A 19,507-nucleotide genomic window follows, 5' to 3' on the forward strand; every position below is an offset into this window, starting at 1 on the left:
CACGTCCGTCGCAGCAGGTATTTCTAGGATCGAAACGGGCGTGTCCCGGCCTACCGCAGTTTCTCGCTTTTCGACGAGAGTGAAGGAAACGCATGAAGATCTCACGTGTATTCACCGCAGTTCTGGCGTTACTCATGACAGTCGCGGCTGGAGTGATCTTCGGCTCCGGCGCTGCGGTGGCGAGCCCCAAGCCAACCGTCGTTCTCGTCCACGGCGCTTTTGCCGACGCGACCAGTTGGGACGGCGTTGCCGCCGACCTACGCTCGCGTGGCTATCGCGTCGTGGCGCCGGACAATCCTCTACGCGGGCCCGCTTACGACGCGTCCGTGATCGAGAAGACGGTTGCGGACATCGACGGACCTGTCGTGCTCGTCGGTCACTCGTACGGCGGCGCGGTGATCACCAATGTTCACGACCCGAAGGTGCAGTCGTTGGTGTACATCGCTGCGTTTGCTCCGGTTCAGGGTGAGCCGGTGCAGATCACGATCGATCCCATCAGGTTTCCTGGCAGCCAATTGCTTCCTCCGGCTCTGGGATTGAAGATCGTCGACGATCCTCACGCGATCGGCGGGAAGAACGTCGACGGCTACGTCACGGACGAGTATTTCCATTCCGTCTTCGCTCAGGATGTTTCCGACGAGACAGCGGCAACGATGTTGGCGCATCAGAAGTCTGCGGCTTTGTGGGCGAACCTCGAGCTCGGCGGGCCACCGTCGTGGGCGAACACACCGAGCTGGTATCTGGTTGCCGGTGAGGATCGCGTGATCCCCGCATCGGCGCAGCGGTTCATGGCAAACCGGATGGGCGCGAACACCAGCGAACTCCCGACCTCCCATGCCTCGCTGGTCTCACAGCCAGGGGCAGTGGCAGACGTGATCGTGGCGGCCGCTCACGGGTGAGTGTGCGACCGCCACGAAAGTAGAACAGGGTCAGGCGGAAACGATTACCGAGGAGCCGTGTCCGAACAGACCTTGGTTGGCGGTGATACCGATGCGGGCGCCTTCGACCTGACGGCCTTCGGCTTGTCCGCGCAGCTGCCAGGTGAGCTCGCACACCTGCGCAAGTGCCTGTGCGGGAACGGCTTCGCCGAAGCACGCGAGACCACCGGACGGATTGACCGGGATGCGGCCTCCGATACTGGTGTCACCCGCACGCAGGAGGTGCTCGGCCTCGCCCCGCTTGCAGAGGGCAAGGTCTTCGATCCAGTCCAGTTCCACGGAGGTAGCGAGGTCGTAGACTTCGGCGACGTCGACGTCCTCGGGAGAGATCCCGGCTTCCTCGTATGCGGCGTAGCCGATGGATTCCTTGAACGTGCGCTCCGGAGCGGGAACGGCGGAGCTGGAATCGGTGGAGAAGTTCGGCATGTCCATGATCGTCTGGGGGAACGTCGGCGTGACCGTCGAAATAGCCTTGATGCGAACAGGTTCCGCGATGCCCATCTTGCGGGCGTATTCCATCGACGTCAGCAAGATTGCGGCGCCGCCGTCGGACGTCGCGCAGATGTCGAGCAGGTGAAGGGGATTGGACACCACGGGGGAGGCCAACACGTTCTCGACGGTGACTTCCTTGCGGTAGCGCGCATTCGGATTATTGAGTCCGTGCTTGGCGTTCTTGACCTTCACGTTGGCGAAATCCTCCGCGGTGGCGCCGTAGAGGTCGATGCGACGACGCGCGTTGAGCGCGAAGTACGCCGGGTTGGTCATACCCATGAGGCGGAAGCGCAGCCAGTCCGGGTCGTCCCAACGCTCACCGGCGACGGGAGCGAGGAAGCCCTTCGGCGTGGTGTCGGCGCCGACGACCAGGGCAACTTCGCTGAGGCCGGCCAGGATTCGTGCGCGAGCGGTGTCGAGTGCCTGGGCTCCCGTCGCACACGCGGCGTACGACGTGGCGACGCGAGCGCCGTTCCAGCCGAGTGCCTGGGCGAAGGTGGCTCCGGCGACGTATCCGCCGTACCCGTTGCGGACGGTCTCGCCGCCGACGATGAAGTCGACATCCTGCCAATTCACACCCGAATCGGCGAGCGCGGCGCGAGCGGCCGCAACGCCGTATTTCACGAACGACTGCCCCCACTTGCCCCAGGGGTGCATACCGACACCGAGTACTGCGACGTCCTTGCTCATGACTGCAACTCCTGATCGGCGGCGACAGGCTTCCAGCGCCACGTCGTACGTACTCCGGTTTCGTCCGTGTACAGCGGCTCGACAACCAATTCGACGGTATTGCCGACCTTGAGATCGTCGACGCCGAATCCGTCGGCCACCTGGCCGAGGATGACGATGCCCTCGGGCAGTTCGACTGCTGCGAGAGCAAAAGGCTCGTACGGATCCGAGCGCGGGATGTACGGCGGCGGGGGCTGGTACTGCGCGTCGGTGTACGACCAGACAGTGCCGCGGCGGGAGAGTTCCACGTCGTCGAACTCCTCGCTGAAGCAGCTCGGGTTCTTGCAGAACGTCGCCTCACGAGGGAAGGAAATGGTGCCGCAGGATTGGCACTTCGTGCCGATCAGAGCAGGTTCGTCGCCGGTGGTGAACCAACCCTCTACTGCAGGCGTCACACTCCCGTTCGGCGCCGGCGTTGCAGTCTCGCTCATGCAATCCTCATCTGGTTGGCGAGCCTGATCCGGGGGATCGTGGGCCCGCTGTGCCGCTTACTGGAACAGGTTGCAGTATTACACGATTTCGGCCGCTGACGGGCAAAAATTTTCGCTGAGTGGGACGCTGCCGGAACGCAGACGGCCCCGCCGGGCAGACGAGTCTGCAGGCGGGGCCGTGTGCGTGAAAGTAGCTGTTTACCTGTAGCGGATCAGCGAGCGCGAACGGGTCGACCGAATCGACGCGTCGGTTTCACCCGGGCCGCAGCGTCGAGGATGGAGGTGATCTCGACCTGATCCAGAACCTTTTCGCGGACACGGTCGTGCGCAGCGCCGCGTTCCAGTTCCGCCTTGTCGATGGCATGCCAGCCCTCGCGGTCGACGACGTCGGACTGTCGCGCCCGGACCAGACGATCGACTGCGGAGTCGTCGGCGACCGGGTTGGTCAGGCGTCCGTCGTTGAAGTCGTCGACGAGCATCCTGATCGTTTCCTGCGCGCAGGACTTGTTGGTGCCGATGAACCCACTCGGTCCGCGCTTGATCCAACCGGTCGCGTAGACCCCGGTGGCGGGATCACCGTTCGGAGCTTCGAGGACTCGGCCGTTCTCGTTCGGAATGACCGACGCACGCTCGTCGAACGGGACGCCGGGGATGGGCACTCCGCGGTAGCCGATCGAGGTGAGGACCAAGCCGGTATCGATGGTCTCAGTATCGCCGGTTGCTTCGATCTGCACGGTTCCGTTTGCGTCGACAAGAGCGTTGCGAGCGAACTCGATTCCGCTGACCTGATCGTCGCCGGTGATCGAGGTCGGCGTGAGCAGGTAGCGCAACGTGATGCGCTTGTTGCCGACGTCGACGTGATCGCGGTTCTTCAGGGCTTCGAGGAGACGCAACTTCTGCTCGACGGCATGCGGGAGTTCGCCGCGTTTTGCCAGTTCTTCGGTGGCCGAGTCGAGAACCATGTCGTCGGGTCCGACAGAGAGTTCGATGTCCGGCAGTGCCATCAGGCTGGTGAACTCGGGGACCGTGAACGCGGACTGCGCGATTCCGCGTCGACCCACGATGACAACTTCTTCGACGCGACTCTTCCGCAGAGCGGCGAGTGCGTGAGCGGAGATGTCGGTACCGGCCAACTTCTCGGGATCGGCCGTCAGAATGCGAGCGACGTCGAGCGCGACATTTCCGTTTCCGATGATGACCGCGCGGCGATGTGAGAGGTCGAAGACGTCGTCGGCGTGATCGGGGTGGCCGTTGTACCAGGCTACGAAGTCGGTGGCCGAGGCCGTGCCAGGCAGATCAGCGCCCGGAATGCCGAGACCACGGTCGGACGAAGCGCCGACTGCGTAGAGCACCGCATGGTGATTTTCGAGCAGTTCGCTGTGCGAGATGTGCTTGCCGATCTCGACGTTGAGGTAGAACTCGAAACCCTTTTGTGCGGCGATCTTGTCGAACAAGCGAGTGACCTGCTTGGTCTTCTGATGGTCCGGAGCAACGCCGGCGCGAACCAAGCCGTAAGGCACAGGAAGGCGATCGAAGACGTTGACCTGCACGTCAGGCTGAGTCAGCAACTCGTCCGCGGCGTACATCGCCGACGGTCCGGAACCGACGATCGCAACGCGCAACGGCGGTCGGCCCTTGTCGACGTGGGCTGCCGGGATGACCTTGGCGAGAAGCGGCCTGGGTCGCTCTTCCTTGTAGAAGTCCGCATTGATGGACAGGAAGACTCGCTGCGGGTCGGTCAGCTTCGACTCGGGGACGATGGCGTCGACCGGGCAGGCCGAGACGCATGCGCCACAGTCGACGCAGGCCTGCGGATCGATGTGCAGCATCTCGGCGGTGAGGAAGTCCGGCTCGTCCGGCGTCGGATGGATGCAGTTGACCGGGCAGGCGTAGACGCACGAGGCGTCGCTGCAACAGGACTGCGTGACTACGTGTGGCATGGCGCTATGAGTCCGATCTCGACTGTCCGGGAGCTACGCGGCGGCGTTGTGCGAGCTGCGGTGAGGTTCGCTACGGAAGCGTGATGCGCGGCCGTCCATCTTGCAGGCCTTCCACACCAGGCGCGAGGCACGGTTCATCAGACCGGTGTCGGTGGCCAGCATGCGGACGTCACCGAAGTAGTTGCGCAGGGTCTGGCGCGACTCGGGCAGATCCCAGAACAGGTCCTTCTTCACGGACTTCGGGATGTCGAACTGCTTCCAGAAGGACTTCGGCGGGATGACGATGGCGTCACAGAGAATGCGCATGACGATCGGGAACAGCAGCGAGAGGACGAACCGGTTCGGGCGTGACATCAGCGGGATGCGACGGCTCAGAAGCTTGTGCGCGAACGAGATATGACGCGCTTCCTCGGCTACGTGGATGGCCATGACCGACTGCATGATCGGGTGGATCTGGCCGCCGGCGCGCAGGATGCTCTTCTGAATGTGGTCGATCGGCTCTTCACCGGCGAGGACACCGACGAAGAACAGTTCGGGGAACGGACCCGCAGCGAGGGGGATGAAGGGTGCAAGCATCTTCATCGGACGGCTCATCCCGGGAGCGTCGGCACCGATGCGGTTGACCATCTCCTGGAACATCATCGTGTGGTTGCACTCTTCGACCGACTCGTGCGTGCAGTAGCGCGCCTCGGCCGAATCGTTGGGTAGTGAGAAGACGTACTGCATCATGCCGCGGATCAGAATGTTCTCGAACTGGAGACCGACCTTCGCGACATTGGCCTGGCGCCACATGCCGATTTCGATCTGCCTGGCCTCGGACTGCGACTGGTACCACGGGTGTGCACCCAGCGGGTCAGTCTCGGCCGGGAGGATCCAGCGGCGATCGTTCGGGACGACGGCAAACTCGGGGGAGTCCCAGTCGATGTCGAGGTACGGGTCGAAGTGCTTGTGCACCGAGCCCTCGGACAGGAGTCGAAGCGTCTCGTTGTACGAGTCGTCGGATGCTTCTCCGCGCTTGTCGAGCGGCGATGTGAGCGTCATGGCGTCTCCTCTTCGTTTCGGTCACCGCTGGTATTTCTCGCGGTGTTCGGTGGAATCGAGGGCCGGTTGTGTGATCGCTGGCACTCGGTCTGGATTTAATGTAACCCGAGGTATCAGGAAAAGCTAGTGGCAGATACTCCTGAATCCCGACGAATTCTTGACACGGCCGAAACGGCGCCATAACTTACTTTTGAGTAATTTCCGCGGTGCGTCCGAAGTGGGCTGTTCAGGGACGGGTTCGCACCGAATCGCACGCGAAGATCGAACCGAGGCCGACGTGATCAGATCGATTCTCAGCAATCTTGCATTGAGACCGCCGACGCGTCTGCGCTCCCTTGTTCCGTCTCGCGGCGTCACGCTTTCCGACAAGACCATCGTCCTGACGGGAGCCTCGTCGGGGATCGGTGAGGCGACAGCTCATCTTTTGGCTCGTCGGGGAGCCGAGATGATCCTGGTCGCGCGCGGTGAGGAAAACCTCGAACACGTACGGGACGAGATTCACCGCAGGGGAGGATGGGCACACATCGTGCCTGCGGACCTCTCCCGCGGTGAAGCCGTTGACGAACTCGCGGAGACGATCGCGGATCGATTCGGGTCGGTCGACATCCTCGTCAACAATGCGGGTCGCTCGATCCGGCGTACCGCGTTGGATTCGGTCGACCGATTCCATGACTACGAGCGCACCATGGCGCTGAACTACTTCGGGCCGACAAGACTGACGTTGCGGCTACTGCCCGCGATGCTCGAGGCGAAGTCCGGACACATCATCAACGTCGGAACCTGGGGAGTTACTGCCGGGGTGATGCCCAGGTTCAGCGCCTATCACGCGTCGAAGTCTGCTCTCAGTGCCTTCGGCCGAAGCCTCGGCGCGGAATGTCACGGCACCGGTGTCGATGTCACCACAGTGCAATTCCCACTCATACGAACACCGATGATCGCGCCGACGGCGGATTACGTGAGCCAGCCGGCGCTGACGGCCGATCAAGCTGCATCGTGGATCTTGAGGGCGATCAATACGCGTCCCGTCGAGCTGTATCCGCGGTACGCGGGGCTGTTACGAGCGATTGACGTTGTATCCCCTTCTGCCACTGACGCTCTCGTGCGAAGGGCCGGGATCTGAGGGGCTGGGATTTGAGGGGTTGGGATCTGAGGGGTTGGGATCTGACCAGAAACGTGCACCAGCACCGGGGCATGGTTCGTCCCCGGTGCTGATGTATTCGATTGTCGCGATTCACGCCGCTGTGGGTGGGCTGTTCCCGCCGATCGGCTGTTGATACGGATCGATCGACATCGGTGGATAGAACACCGTCTTTCGATCCGGTCCGATCTCCACCCGCCATTCCGTGTGGTGCATCGTCCGGTGGTGATGACCGCACAACAAGATCAGGTTGTCGAGATCTGTTGGGCCACCATCGTTCCAGTGAACAATATGATGGGCATCGCACCACCCCGACGGAGTCCCGCACCCCGGAAACGCGCACCCGCCATCCCGGACGGCCAGTGCTCGCCGCTGCGGAACCGTCGCTGTTCTCGCTTCCTTGCCGCAGTCGAGCGGAACACCGTTCTCATCCAACAAAATTCGCGTCACGGTGCAGTCGCACGCCAACATCCGCGCGGTATCGATACTGATGGGGCCCACCCAATCCGTCCACGCGAAACCCAGTTCCTGAGTCGACGGCAAGAGGTCCTTCAACGCCTTGAGGTCCGTCATGTCTTTCGCGCTGGCGGTGACCGTGATGTGCGGTTTCACCCCGCCCTCGATCGGACCCAACCCCGCCCGCTCGTACCGGCGCAACAACTCGCAAAAGCCGTCCGCACGCCGTAGCGCCGGAGTGCGGGCGTCTTTGACGCCGTCCTTCTCCGGCGTCGGCGCAGACAGACTCGACAACAACGTGATCAACCGGGCCCCGTTCACAGCATCTAGGTCGCCCTTCACAGTTACTCTGCCGTACAAGCCTTTCGAGGCGTAGAACTCGTTACGTTCGGAATCCTCGCCGACCGGGACGCCGTCCTCGCGTTTTCCGTACTGCTTCTCGATCCGCCGAATCGCCGCCCGCACCGCATCGCAATCCGCAATGTTCTTCGACGCCAACGACAACAAAATCCCGCGAGCCTTGTCCACATCCGCCAGGGTCATGTTCTTCGGCGGATGCTGACAAAACGACGCCACCTGCCGCGCCTTCAACGCATCCACGTCACCGCGATGAAACGCATCCGCGACAACAGGTTCGAGCATCAACAACCGCGCCAACCCGACCAGCAGACTGCACTCACCGATCTCCAAATTCGTCGAACCATGCAACCACTGCGCGATCGCCCGAAAACCCTTCCCGCCGAGAACCTCACGGGAAAACATCTCCACGATCAGCAACACCAACCGCGACTGCAACTCGTGCCGGACACGCACCAGATCCAGAACCTCCCCCTTGAGGCCCTCGCCATCCAGCTGCCACGCATCCCGACTGTCCATGCCGAAAGCATAATCGAACAAAGTTTCGAACACAAGAGAATGTGGATCGAAAATTGCTGCTATCAAATCGATTTCGACATTTCGGACAGTCGGTTATAGGCGGGTCGCCGACGTAGTCCACGTGCGCCGACGAGTGCGAGCGCCACCATCAACCCGGAGCGCAACAGCATCACGTCGGAATTGTCTGAGCCCCAGCACATTGTGTAATCGGCGTCGATCATGTTGCCGCCTGTCCCCGGCAAGCGCATGGGTCCAGCCGAGCACCAGGCCCAGGAGAGTCATCGCCAGCGTGATGGGAACGAAGACCACCAGGACCCGCAAGAAATGCCCTCGAACAAGGCTGGTGGATTCGCGAAGATCGACGAGTGGTGGAAGCGCCGGACACGACGGACACCGATTTATTACTCATCGGTCTGGTGTCGAGTGCGCATCTGCAGTCCCGAGCCAAAACCAATCTTCAGCGCTTCCGGCGGCCGAACAACACGCCGACAGCCGAGATCATGATCAGCGCCACAAGAACGACGACGATGTACGACCTGTCCGCGGCCGGTGCCACCGTTTCGCTCTCTTTGGTCACTGCATCAGTGAATGTACAGCTTATGCCTGGAGGGAACCATCCCCAGAAGTCTGTAATTCCTGCCGCTACCCTCTCCGCCCGGCCGGGAAGGAGATAATTGAATCGTGATGGGATTCCATAGTGATCAATGCACCAGCTGGGCTGATGTTGGAGGCGCAAAGAAAATGCGTCCAACAAATAGACCAAGGTTAGTGCGATCAGCGATATTGCTAAAGACGCTTGGCTTGCTCGTAATAATCGAATCTTCACGACTCGCCCGCAACAGTCACGTCATCATGGGGTGACGATGGTATTGGTTGCTGCGATCCACCGAATCCAGCCGTGCTCAAAATTGACCTGTCGACTTTGGGAGTCGCCGAGCTCTCCTGACATCGGTAGTTCAAATCGACCATCCTCGCAGCCCTGCCTCCCATAGTCAGCAAAGATAGCACCGTGGACACTTTCTCCGTGCCGAGAAACAATCGATCGTGAGATCGGGGAAGTGGTTACTGCTAGTCCGCGACAAACAGCTCGCTATTCTCATCGAATGGATCAGGCAGTGTCGAACTCGCAGGCAACGAGAAGGTCCGGTGCTCTTCGTTGGGTTGTTTTGGTAAACGCACTTATCGCAGCGTCGGCGTCGGCGATGTATGTCGCAGCGAAATGCCATCTCGCCTGGCCCGAACCTGCGGATAGTGCACTCTCGATCGCCGGTGCGGTCGTTCTCTGGGTCCTCACGGCGAGTGTTGCAATCGTGCTGCTCGGAGTGTGCTGGTGGCAGCGACGCCGATGGTTGTGGTCCGATGTCGCTGTTCCGGTTCTCGTGGTGATCGCACTCGGGATCGCGGCCGCGGGGCAGCCACATTTCGATCAGTATCGGGCAGACTTCGAAACCGTTGCACAGCAACTACTTCAAGAACCTGACGATCCCTATTCCGATGGGTATCATCGTGATCTACGAATCGGCAGATTCGATATCTCCTATGCCAACGTCAGCAGTGAAGGCCACGTCTATTTCTATGACGCACGAGATGGATTGGACATCTTGGACAATCCCGGCTGGGTGTACGCACCCGATGGTGTGTCCGACAAGACCTTCAATCAGCTCCGGCTGGAAGACATCGGGGGCGGATGGTACCGATTCCCTCATCTTGTCGTTGACAGCTATTGAAACTCAAACCACCAGACCCTCCGCTCGAAGTCTCGGGCGAATGTGGTGACGCCGACCAGCATTCCTGAGGCGAAGGGAAGTAGGAGTACGAAAAGCGTCGTGAAGGTCAAGGCGGTGGCGGCGCGGCAACCGCCACCCCCCGTCGTACCAGCGCGAGCAGATGTCCCCGAAGTCCCAACTCTCGCCCCAACGCTGCACGAACCAGCCCGAAAGTGCGGCTGTCAGGATCAGTAGGAATGTCGTCGCTAGTGACCATGCGATCTACCCTCGGCATTGCCGCCAGGTCGCACACACCATCGGCGAATACAGCTCGGTGAAGTGCGGATGCGTCTCATGATGAAACAATATTGTTCGTCTGATGATCCGCACGGATTCCGAAAGCCGATACCCCGGACTTGCTCCGAGGTATCGGCCTGAGGTCAGAGGCAGAAGAAACTGAGGGAACTGATTGCCGCGTTCTGCTCGAGTTGGCCGGCATCTCCGACGTTGCCGGCGGCGACTGACAGATCTTGAAGGGAGAGAATAGCGTCCATTGTCATTTCCTTTGTTGATCGGCGTTCTTGCCGATGGATTTGATCGATCGAGTTTGCTTGCGGTGTTGATTTAATTCCAGGTTTTTCGCCTGGTACTTCTGTGCTCCAATCTTCCGGGTTGATAACTTTCCGAACAACTAGGAGATGTGGCAGTTCGACACGCACATCAGTGGAAACGACTGTCGGACAGTTGCCGATCCGGCATGACGGAGCAATGCCAGTATTCCCGCGGATCCGGTTGCCCAGTCTGTCGAGAGTCTCAGGTTCTGTTCACCTGGAAAGTGCAGGCCTCCTGCGTGATTGAGGCTGTGCAAGCCCAGAAGCTGAAACTGCTGTGCAAGCGTCTGTTCACAATCGGCGCCGGCGTATGGAGTCTTGGAGAGTTCGCTGAGGAACAGAATCAGCCCGGCTCGCCCGTTGAGTAGTCCGGCTTGGGCAGTGAATTCGACTGTGGCGGCGCGGGATATCGCACGCACCGCAGCTGCGTAACGCGGTTCGTCGACATGGCGCAGAAGTTGTAGAAGTACCAGGCCCACACCGACAGACCCGGATCCGAGATACGGCATCGTCCGGCGCTCCTCTCTCAGCTGCATCGATCCGTCAGGGCACATCGACATCACAGACAGATCGATGTCGACGAGCTGGCGTGCGTGTTCCAGCGATCGAGGATCACCACTCAGTTCGTAGTGGCGAGTCCAGAACAGTGCTTGTCCGCTCGGTCCCCGCATCAGCCCACCTCGGCCGGCCACTGCCCAAGGTGTTCCGCCGGCGTCGCGGACATGCAAGCGAGCAGCTGAAATTCGTTCGCGCAGAGTTTCAGTCACGACAGCGAGAGTGGGTGACACGATCGGCCGTGAAACCGATTCCTCGAGTAGGAGGCAACCGATGCCGGAAAGGCCGTCGAAGAGGCTGGAGTCGAGCTCGTCGAGTGAAGCTTTGCACAAAGTCTCGACCCATCTGTCGGCAGTCGAGTGTCGTCCTAGTTGCCGAAAGGTATGCACCGCACCTGCGAGCCCGTCGAAGAAACCGAACCGTGGTTGCGTATCCGAATCAACTTGATGTTCAGTCCATTCCAGAACTGTCTCCAAGGTGTCGGTGGGAAGATCATCGGCGAGTAGGTTTCCGCACGAGCCGTGAGCAATGCCGTAACCGTTCACTTCGAACTGGGCGATGTCACCGGGAAAGAGTCGATCAGGGCGGGAGAGATCAAGCGAGGCGAGTATGCCGCAGCGCAATAGAGCGGCCGCCCGTTGCAGGTTTTCCCCGGGCGACGTGTCCCAACGATGTGGGCGATTCTCCGGCTCCGGCGCCTGTACGTCGAGCATCGAATAGAGCGAGGCACCGAAGGCACGAGGAAGATCGAATCGAGACACCGCATAGTCGATGAGTTCGGGAATCTTGTTGCAATCGAGAGGGAACAATGTAGTAAGTGGGACAAAGAGTCCCAGCTCGATGCATCCCAACGAGTATCGATCCGCCGCGATTCCTGTCAACTGTCGAGGTGCTGTGTATCCGGGGGCTCCGGTGGACCGGGGCGGATGCTCGTCGATGTTGTGGGCCATCTCGAAGTCGATGATCCGAATACCGGACGGTGAGCACATGACGTTGCCAGGGTGAAGATCGGCATGAACGATTCCGGCGTTGTGGAAGCTCTCGACTGCGGTAGTCAACTGTTGTGCAATGTCGAGTGCCCAGGTTCTGTATTCCGTTCGGGAACTGAGTGTCTGGTCCGCACGTATCAGTGGGTGACGGAGCGCAACTTCCTGATTCAGGGGAGTGCCGGCAGCGCGCTCGGTGACAAGGAAGTGGTGTCCCTCGCGCTCGAACAAGCTGATCGCAGAAGGTGTGTACGGGTTGTCGGCAAGGTGAGTCAACTTGTCGTACTCGTTACGGATGCGGTCGATTGCGTACCGGCCGTTTGCGTCCGGGGCGGTAAAGGGACGGCCTTCTTTGATGACCAGATCGATGCCGGCGTCGTCGAATGCGGAGTAGATCCCCCCGCTGTTGCTGAAGTGCAGGGCTTCATTGATCGAATAGGGGAATTCGTCATGTGATTTCAGCTTGTCTTGCTGCGCGCGAACGAAGTCCGGGATTTGTACCCAGTCCGGAGTTCTGAAGGAAGTGCCGCGCACATCGGGTTCGAGCGATCCGTCAGGACGCCGAATTGCCGGGACGCGATCGCCGAATGAATCGTAGGTCTGCATGGGCAGATACGCGCCGTACCGTAAGTAGAGCGGTCCCCGGTTCCATCGCACATCGCTGAGGATGTACGGCCCGTCGGCACCGGTGACAAGCTTGTCCAGTTCGGTGATGACACGTTGTGTGGCAACACCATCCGCCGGATAGATCGTGATGAATTTTCCGCTGGAAGTTCGATTGGCCTGCTTGCTGTTGGACAACATGAGGTCTGCTGCCGTCCGAAGAAATTTGAACGGCACATGATTGTGACCGCAATACACGGAAACGGTATCGAGCAGCTCCTGCGCGTTGGCTCGGGTAGCGGAGCAGTGAATCTTCCATCCTTGTTCTGGCAGCAGACCGTCGGGCGGTTGGAAGTAGTTCCACGGTCCACTTTGGGGACCGCGCCGCCAGAGCGACCAATCCACCGACTTCGCGGGGATAAAGTGCTGGTCAGTTGATGTATCTAGTCGGGTGACCGTTCTGATTCGGTCGTAGAAATGCGGGTCGGCACGCGTGAAGGCAACGTATCGCAGGTCCACGCCAAACCTCCCGGTCAGTCCCCCTGCGGTTGTCATCGATTGGTGCCACGCCCCGAATCCCCTGTGGCTTGGATTGCTTGTGGCGGAAGGTTATCCGATTCCGGACATTTCGGGCGAAGATTGAAAACCTATCATTCGAAAGTACTAATGAATGGCGTGGGCCAGGCGAGGTCACTGATCGCCCAGCTTTTAGTCGGCCGCATTTGTTTCGAGTTCGGAGGCCCCCTCTTGACGAGAGGATCAAGTCGGTGGTAGTTCTTTAGCGAGCGCTAAGTCAGGGTGCTCCCTCGATCTCGGTCCGGTACCCGGCGCCACGAAACACGGGTGCCGGACCGCCCCAGCAATGCACGTCCTCGAAGGGAACGAAGATGACCAAGGCAGTGATCGTCGATGTAGTCCGGATCGCGTCCGGCAAGGGAAAGCCGGGCGGAGCACTGTCCGGGACGCACCCTGTCGAACTGATGGCCCACGTTCTGCGTTCCATCACCTCGCGAAACGGCCTCGACCCCGCCCTGGTGGACGACGTGATCGGCGGTTGCGTCGGCCAGGCCGGTGAGCAGGCGCTCAACATCACCCGCAGCGCGGTCCTGTCGGCAGGGTTCCCCGAGTCGGTACCCGCCACCACGATTGATCGCCAGTGCGGATCAAGTCAGCAAGCTGCGCACTTTGCGGCGCAGGGCGTGATCGCCGGGGCCTACGACATCGTGATCGCGGCAGGCGTCGAATCCATGAGTCGTGTCCCGATGGGTACCACGACGATGGGGAAGGACGCTTCCGGTCCGGGCGTCGCGGCTCGCTACCCCGAAGGCCTGGTCAACCAGGGAATCTCTGCAGAATTGATCGCCGCCAAGTGGAAGCTTGACCGCGACGCTCTCGACGCATTCTCCGCGCAGTCCCACCAGCGGGCAGCAGAGGCAGCGGCGAAGGGGCTCTTCGACAAGGAGATTCTGCCGATCTCGGTGACCAACGCCGCCGGTGAGACCGTCTCGCATATCGTCGACGAGACGGTTCGCGCGTCTACTACCGCCGAGGGACTCGCCGGTTTGAAGCCGTCGTTCTACTCGGAGAAGTACGCGCAGCGCTTCCCCGAGGCGCAGTGGTCGATCACTCCCGGTAACTCGTCGCCGCTCACCGACGGCGCGTCCGCAGCACTGATCATGAGCGAAGAAATGGCGTCGAAGCTGGGGCTGACGCCGCGAGCTCGTTTCCACTCCTTCTCCGTTGCGGGCGATGACCCGATCTTCATGCTCACCGCACCCATCCCAGCCACCCACAAGGTGCTCGCTCGCGCGGGTCTGAGCATCGACGACATCGACACCTACGAGGTCAACGAAGCCTTCGCTCCCGTTCCACTCGCCTGGGCTCACGAGTTCGGCGCCGACCCGGCAAAGCTCAACCCGTGGGGCGGCGCGATTGCACTCGGCCATGCCCTGGGGTCCTCGGGTACTCGTCTGCTGACCACGATGGTCAACCACCTCGAGGCCACCGGCGGACGCTACGGATTGCAGACCATGTGCGAGGGCGCCGGCATGGCCAACGCCACAATCATCGAACGCATCTGAAACACATAACCTTTCGAAAGGAACTCTCATGATCGTCAACGACAGCGTCGCCGTCGTCACCGGTGGAGCATCCGGCCTCGGCCTGGCTACGACCAAAGCCCTTCTTGCCGACGGTGCCAGCGTCGTCATTATCGACCTTCCGTCGTCCAACGGTGAAGCCATCGCCAAGGAACTTGGCGACCGGGTCCGCTTCGCGGCGGCAGACGTCACCGACGAGGCTGCGGTCACCGCGGCACTCGACGTGGCCGAGTCCCTCGGACCCCTGCGCGTGGCAGTCAACTGCGCCGGAATCGGCAACGCAGTCAAGACGGTCAGCAAGAAGGGCGCTTTCCCTCTCGACGCGTTCAAGAAGGTCATCGACGTCAATCTGATCGGCACCTTCAACGTCCTTCGTCTTGCTGCGGAACGTATTTCGAAGACCGAGCCAATCGACGGTGAACGCGGCGTCATCATCAACACCGCTTCGGTCGCCGCGTATGACGGCCAGATCGGGCAGGCTGCGTACTCCGCGTCGAAGGGCGGTGTCGTCGGTATGACGCTTCCCATCGCCCGTGACCTCGCGTCGCTGCTGATCCGCGTCAACACCATTGCACCCGGCTTGTTCAAGACCCCGTTGCTGGCCGGACTGCCCGAAGCAGCCCAGGCGTCGTTGGGTCAGCAGGTGCCTCACCCCTCTCGCCTGGGTGATCCCAGCGAGTACGGCGCGCTTGCTGCGCACATCGTTTCCAACCCCATGCTCAATGGTGAGACGATCCGCCTCGACGGTGCAATCCGTATGGCACCGCGGTAATTTCGGCTATCACATGACTGGCGAGGTGGAGTCGGTGAGCTCGGTGGCAGTGGACTGGAGGTCCTTCCCGCCGCTGGTGATGACCGACATCCTGACGGCTTCGCTCGAGCTGTTCGACGAGAATGGTTACCACGGCACGACGGTGCGCCAGATTGCCAATCGTGTCGGGGTAACCGTTCCCGCGCTCTACTATCACCACGCGAACAAAGAGGCAATTCTCGTCGCTTTGTTCGAGGTCTCGATGAGTGAGCTGAATACCAGAACCGAAGCGGCAGAAGCGGAGGCCGGCGAAAATCCGGTACGACGCTTCGCCTTGGTGGTGGAGGCGATAGTTCTCTATATGACCCACCGGTCGCGGCATGCTGCGTTGGACACCGAGATCCGGCATGTCTCACCGGAAAGCCGAAGTCGATACGCCGCCAGTCGTAAGCGGCTCGAGTTGCTGATGCGCAGGATCGTCGACGACGGTGTGGCATCGGGAGATTTCGCGGTCACCGATACCGAAGAGACCGTCCGGGCAATACTCGGTATGGCGCAGTCACTGCCGCGTTGGTTCCAGACCGGCGGTCCGATGTCACCGTCGCAATTGGCGCAGAAGTACGTCGACATCGCTTTTCGCACGGTCGGGTATCGACCGTAAGGTGTCTCGTCCGTAAACGAAGGCGGGCAACAGGTCGAAAACCTGTTGCCCGCCTTCAGTATTTGATACGTGTCAGAGTCTCGTGACTTCGAGTCCGCCCTCGTGGTAGTCGGCGCGAAGGCGCTTCTTGTCGAACTTGCCGACGCTCGTCTTCGGGACTTCCTGAACCACAGCCCAGTTCTCGGGCAGCTGCCACTTGGCAACCTTGTCCGAAAGGTACTGTTGCAGTTCGGACATGGTGGTTTCGGAACCAGCGCGAAGAACAACCGCAACCAACGGGCGCTCGTCCCACTTCTCGTCCGGCACGCCGATGACGGCAGCTTCGGTGACGTCAGGGTGACCCATGACGGCGTTCTCGAGGTCGACCGAGGAGATCCATTCGCCGCCGGACTTGATGATGTCCTTGGAGCGGTCGGACAGGCTCAGGAAGCCGTCGGCCGTGATGGATCCGACGTCGCCGGTCTTGAGCCAGCCGTCGTTGAACTTGTCTTCCGCATCGACGCCGTAGTACGACCCGGTGATCCAGGGGCCGCGCACTTCGAGCTCGCCGACGGAAACGCCGTCGTGTGCAACAACTTTGCCGTCGTCGTCGATGAGACGTGCCTCGACGGATGCCGGGAATCGCCCCTGGGAGTAGCGGTACTTCCACATTGCGTCGCCGGTGACGCCGGCCGGCGGGCGGGCAACGGATCCGAGCGGGGAGGTTTCGGTCATGCCCCAGGCATGCAGGACCGAGACGTTGTGATCGGCTTCGAATGCGTGCATGAGGGCCGGCGGTACCGCGGACCCACCGATCAGAACCTCGCGCATCGAGGAGATGTCCTGCGGGTTCTGCTCGAGGTAGAGGTGCAGGCCCTGCCAGATGGTGGGGACGGCTGCGGCGAACGTCGGCTTCTCGCTGGCGATGATCGCAGCCAACGGGGCAGGCTGGAGGAAGCGGTCGGGCATGATCAGCGAAGCACCGATCATGAATGCGGCGTAGGGAAGTCCCCACGACATGGCGTGGAACTGAGGCACCACGGCGAGTGCACGATCGCCCTGCGCGAGGTTGGGGCCGTCGCTCATGCAGACCTGCATGGAGTGCAGGTAGATCGAACGGTGGGAGTAGACGACGCCCTTGGGGTCACCCGTGGTGCCGGACGTGTAACACATTGCGGCAGCGCTCAGTTCGTCGACCTCGGGCCAGTCGAACTCGGTGGGCTGATCGGCGATCAAGCCCTCGTAGGTGTGAACCTGCACTCCCTCGGGAGCTTCGAGTCCTGCAGTGGAGGAGCCGGTGACGACGATGTGTTTGACGGTGGTCAGCGACGGAAGCTGCGGAGAGAGAAGCGGAATCAGGGACGGGTCGACGATGATCACGCGGTCCTCGGCGTGATTGGCGACATGGATCAACTGCTCGGGGAACAGACGAATGTTCAGGGTGTGGAGCACAGCGCCCATCGAGGGGATCGCCAGGTACGCCTCGAGGTGCTCGGAGTTGTTCCACATGAACGTGGCGACTCGCTCGTCGCCCTCGACGCCGAGCCCGCGCAGGGCGTGCGCGAGCTGAGCACAGCGCTTGCCGACGTCAGCGTAGGACACACGGCGCGGGCCGGACTCGGTCCACGTGACAACCTCGGAGGCGCCGTGAACGGAGGCACCGTGGCGGAGAAGTTGAGCAATGGAGAGGGGGGCGTCTTGCATGGTGCTCAGCATGGGCTGCTCCTGTGTGGTGTGTGAGACCGGTGCTTTTGCCCACGGGTCGTCACAAACGATGTGCTGTGGCTGCCAGATTAGTCACAGCCCCGAAGTGCTCGCTAGTGACCCACTGCACTGGCGAAGAACCACGCTATGAGTAGCGCTCCCGGATCGACTACTCCGCGAGCGGCTTCGCCCACATAACTTGCACGTCCGCGGTTCGCGAGCATGGTTTCGGTCGACTCCGCCCCGGCCGCTGCGGCTTCCGCTGCGCTCGCCAGCGCAGCATCTCGATCGGCTTCCGAGCTCACGGATTGCTCCAACGACTCGACCGCCGGAACTATCGCGTCGACCATCGTCTTGTCGCCGACGCGTGCGCCGCCGAGCGAGGTGATGTTGTCGAGTCCCGCTCGCGCTGCAGCCGCGATCGCGCCGAGGTCGAGTTCGGAGTCCGCCGAGTCTGCGGCAACGCGGAAGAAATGCCGGAACCAGATGCCGAACAATGCGCCGGAGGTGCCACCAGCGTGGCCGAGGTACGCCTGTGAGACTGCATCGAATATCGTTGCGGTGGAGTACGTGTCACGGATCGCCGAGATGTCGAGTTGATCCAGTGCGGCCACCATGTTGGTCCCGAAATCGCCGTCGCCCGCTCGTCGGTCGAGATCGGTCAGTGCCGGTTCCTGATCCAGTACCTTCTCGGCCCAGTCCGCAATCCAGCTTCCGACGAAGCTGCTTTCGGCGGTGCGTGAGGTGTCGGGTGTGAATGTGGGACCGAAAGATTCGCGCGTGCCCATGCCGGTGTACTCACGCGCTATAGCATTCGGCCAGGCGGGCGCTTTTGTTGGTGCGTCCCATAATTCGAGGATTTCTTTGTCTGTGCGAACAAGGGTGATGGACGCGCCTGCCATGTTCAATGCAGTGACGAAGGTTCCGATCAGTGTCCGCTCGATGTGAATTCCCTGTTCGTCCAGATAATCTCCGAGTTCGGCGAACAGAAGTTGCAACTCCAGCGGGTGGGTGGCGCCGAGACCGTTGACGACGGCGATGACGCGGTCGCCTTCGGCGAGACTCAGGGACTTGATGATCGGGTCCGTCAGCCGCCGCACCAATTCCGGTGCGGGCAGGGCGTCCGCGCGTTCTGTGCCGCGTTCGCCGTGGATGCCGATACCGAGTTCCATCTGACCCGCCGGCAAGTCGAACGACGGCTCGTCAGCCCCCGGCAATGTGCATGGGCGAAGGGCGACGGCCATGCTCCGAGCGGAGTGCGCGACGTGTTGTCCGATCCGGGTCACCTCGGCCAGGTCGTCGCCGCGGGCGGCGGATGCGCCGCAGACCTTCTCCACCACGATGGTTGCCGCAGTACCGCGTCGCCCCGGGCCACTGCCGTCTGCGCGTTCGGTCGCGACGTCGTCGTCGACCAGGACGACGTCCGTATCGATCTTGTCCTCGCGTAGCAACTCTCGGGCGATACCGAAGTTCATCACGTCGCCGGTGTAGTTCTTCACGATGTGAAGGACGCCGCCGCCGGCGTCGGCAGCCTTGGATCCCTCGTGGATCTGAAGTGCATTGGGTGAGCTGAAGACCAATCCGGGGCAGACGGCTGTGAGCATTCCTTCGCCGATGAATCCGGCGTGCATGGGTTCATGGCCTGAACCGCCGCCGGAGACGAGCGCGACCCGTCCGCGGGGAAGTGGCCTTGCGCGTGTGAGGTACCCAGGGTCGGGATTCCACGCGATGTCGTCGGTGGATGCGATCAACCCACGGAGTGCGTCGGGAACAAATGTCTTTGCGCTGCGCATGAACATCACTTCAGAGTA

14 protein-coding genes are annotated in these 19,507 nt (G+C 61.4%); 6 read left to right on the plus strand and 8 right to left on the minus strand.

Features of this window, described 5'->3' with window-relative positions; all coding sequences use genetic code 11:
• Positions 1 to 92: 92 nt before the first annotated feature.
• Positions 93 to 899 carry an alpha/beta fold hydrolase gene (locus tag ABH939_RS24105; RefSeq protein WP_007730412.1) on the plus strand — a complete coding sequence of 269 codons (807 nt, stop codon included), beginning with the start codon at positions 93 to 95 and terminating at the stop codon, positions 897 to 899.
• 30 nt (positions 900 to 929) lie between these two features.
• Here ABH939_RS24105 and ABH939_RS24110 read toward each other — a convergent pair whose 3' ends face one another.
• The 4 genes from ABH939_RS24110 to ABH939_RS24125 form a co-directional block, all read right to left on the minus strand.
• Positions 930 to 2,120 carry a lipid-transfer protein gene (locus ABH939_RS24110; protein WP_020909545.1) on the minus strand — a complete coding sequence of 397 codons (1,191 nt, stop codon included), beginning with the start codon at positions 2,118 to 2,120 and terminating at the stop codon, positions 930 to 932.
• Positions 2,117 to 2,590: a Zn-ribbon domain-containing OB-fold protein gene (locus ABH939_RS24115; protein ID WP_007730419.1), complete on the minus strand. Its 474-nt coding sequence runs from the start codon at positions 2,588 to 2,590 to the stop codon at positions 2,117 to 2,119. Before ABH939_RS24115 ends, ABH939_RS24110 begins: the two co-directional genes overlap by 4 nt.
• A gap of 212 nt (positions 2,591 to 2,802) precedes the next feature.
• Positions 2,803 to 4,530: an FAD-dependent oxidoreductase gene (locus ABH939_RS24120; protein ID WP_404650261.1), complete on the minus strand. Its 1,728-nt coding sequence runs from the start codon at positions 4,528 to 4,530 to the stop codon at positions 2,803 to 2,805.
• Between the two features lie 33 nt (positions 4,531 to 4,563).
• A complete protein-coding gene (locus ABH939_RS24125; protein WP_003943163.1) occupies positions 4,564 to 5,571 on the minus strand; it encodes a diiron oxygenase in 1,008 nt (335 codons plus the stop codon).
• A 277-nt stretch (positions 5,572 to 5,848) separates the two neighbouring features.
• On the opposite strand from ABH939_RS24125, the gene ABH939_RS24130 reads away from it, so the two are divergent.
• Positions 5,849 to 6,691, plus strand: a complete 843-nt coding sequence (locus ABH939_RS24130) for an SDR family oxidoreductase (RefSeq protein ID WP_074447109.1) — start codon at positions 5,849 to 5,851, stop codon at positions 6,689 to 6,691.
• Positions 6,692 to 6,802: 111 nt separating this feature from the next.
• On the opposite strand, the gene ABH939_RS24135 is transcribed toward ABH939_RS24130, so the two are convergent.
• A complete protein-coding gene (locus ABH939_RS24135; RefSeq protein ID WP_404650262.1) occupies positions 6,803 to 8,041 on the minus strand; it encodes a DUF222 domain-containing protein in 1,239 nt (412 codons plus the stop codon).
• A gap of 1,103 nt (positions 8,042 to 9,144) precedes the next feature.
• Here ABH939_RS24135 and ABH939_RS24140 point away from each other — a divergent pair.
• On the plus strand, positions 9,145 to 9,768 hold the full coding sequence (locus tag ABH939_RS24140) for a hypothetical protein (RefSeq protein WP_064443584.1): 624 nt from the start codon (positions 9,145 to 9,147) through the stop codon (positions 9,766 to 9,768).
• Between the two features lie 670 nt (positions 9,769 to 10,438).
• On the opposite strand, the gene lanKC is transcribed toward ABH939_RS24140, so the two are convergent.
• Positions 10,439 to 13,021 (minus strand): class III lanthionine synthetase LanKC, encoded by a 2,583-nt coding sequence (gene lanKC, locus ABH939_RS24145; RefSeq protein ID WP_404650263.1) that lies wholly within the window; start codon positions 13,019 to 13,021, stop codon positions 10,439 to 10,441.
• Positions 13,022 to 13,389: 368 nt separating this feature from the next.
• Here lanKC and ABH939_RS24150 point away from each other — a divergent pair, with 368 nt between their 5' ends.
• From ABH939_RS24150 to ABH939_RS24160, 3 genes are read left to right on the plus strand one after another with little or no spacing between them, the layout of a single operon-like run.
• The gene (locus tag ABH939_RS24150) at positions 13,390 to 14,583 is read left to right on the plus strand and encodes an acetyl-CoA C-acyltransferase (protein ID WP_030536138.1); all 1,194 of its coding nucleotides are present in this window, start codon (positions 13,390 to 13,392) and stop codon (positions 14,581 to 14,583) included.
• Between the two features lie 28 nt (positions 14,584 to 14,611).
• Positions 14,612 to 15,373 (plus strand): 3-hydroxyacyl-CoA dehydrogenase, encoded by a 762-nt coding sequence (locus ABH939_RS24155; RefSeq protein ID WP_003942978.1) that lies wholly within the window; start codon positions 14,612 to 14,614, stop codon positions 15,371 to 15,373.
• 13 nt (positions 15,374 to 15,386) lie between these two features.
• Positions 15,387 to 16,013, plus strand: coding sequence for a TetR/AcrR family transcriptional regulator (locus ABH939_RS24160; RefSeq protein ID WP_063315515.1), 627 nt, complete (start codon positions 15,387 to 15,389; stop codon positions 16,011 to 16,013).
• A gap of 72 nt (positions 16,014 to 16,085) precedes the next feature.
• Here the strand turns inward: ABH939_RS24160 and ABH939_RS24165 are convergent, their stop codons facing one another.
• The gene (locus ABH939_RS24165; RefSeq protein WP_003943212.1) at positions 16,086 to 17,708 is read right to left on the minus strand and encodes a long-chain fatty acid--CoA ligase; all 1,623 of its coding nucleotides are present in this window, start codon (positions 17,706 to 17,708) and stop codon (positions 16,086 to 16,088) included.
• 101 nt (positions 17,709 to 17,809) lie between these two features.
• Positions 17,810 to 19,495 (minus strand): dihydroxyacetone kinase family protein, encoded by a 1,686-nt coding sequence (locus ABH939_RS24170; protein WP_198035670.1) that lies wholly within the window; start codon positions 19,493 to 19,495, stop codon positions 17,810 to 17,812.
• Between the last annotated feature and the right edge of the window lie 12 nt (positions 19,496 to 19,507).

Origin of the sequence: Rhodococcus sp. 27YEA6, from assembly GCF_044908235.1 — a bacterium.
Lineage (GTDB): Bacteria > Actinomycetota > Actinomycetes > Mycobacteriales > Mycobacteriaceae > Rhodococcus_F > Rhodococcus_F qingshengii.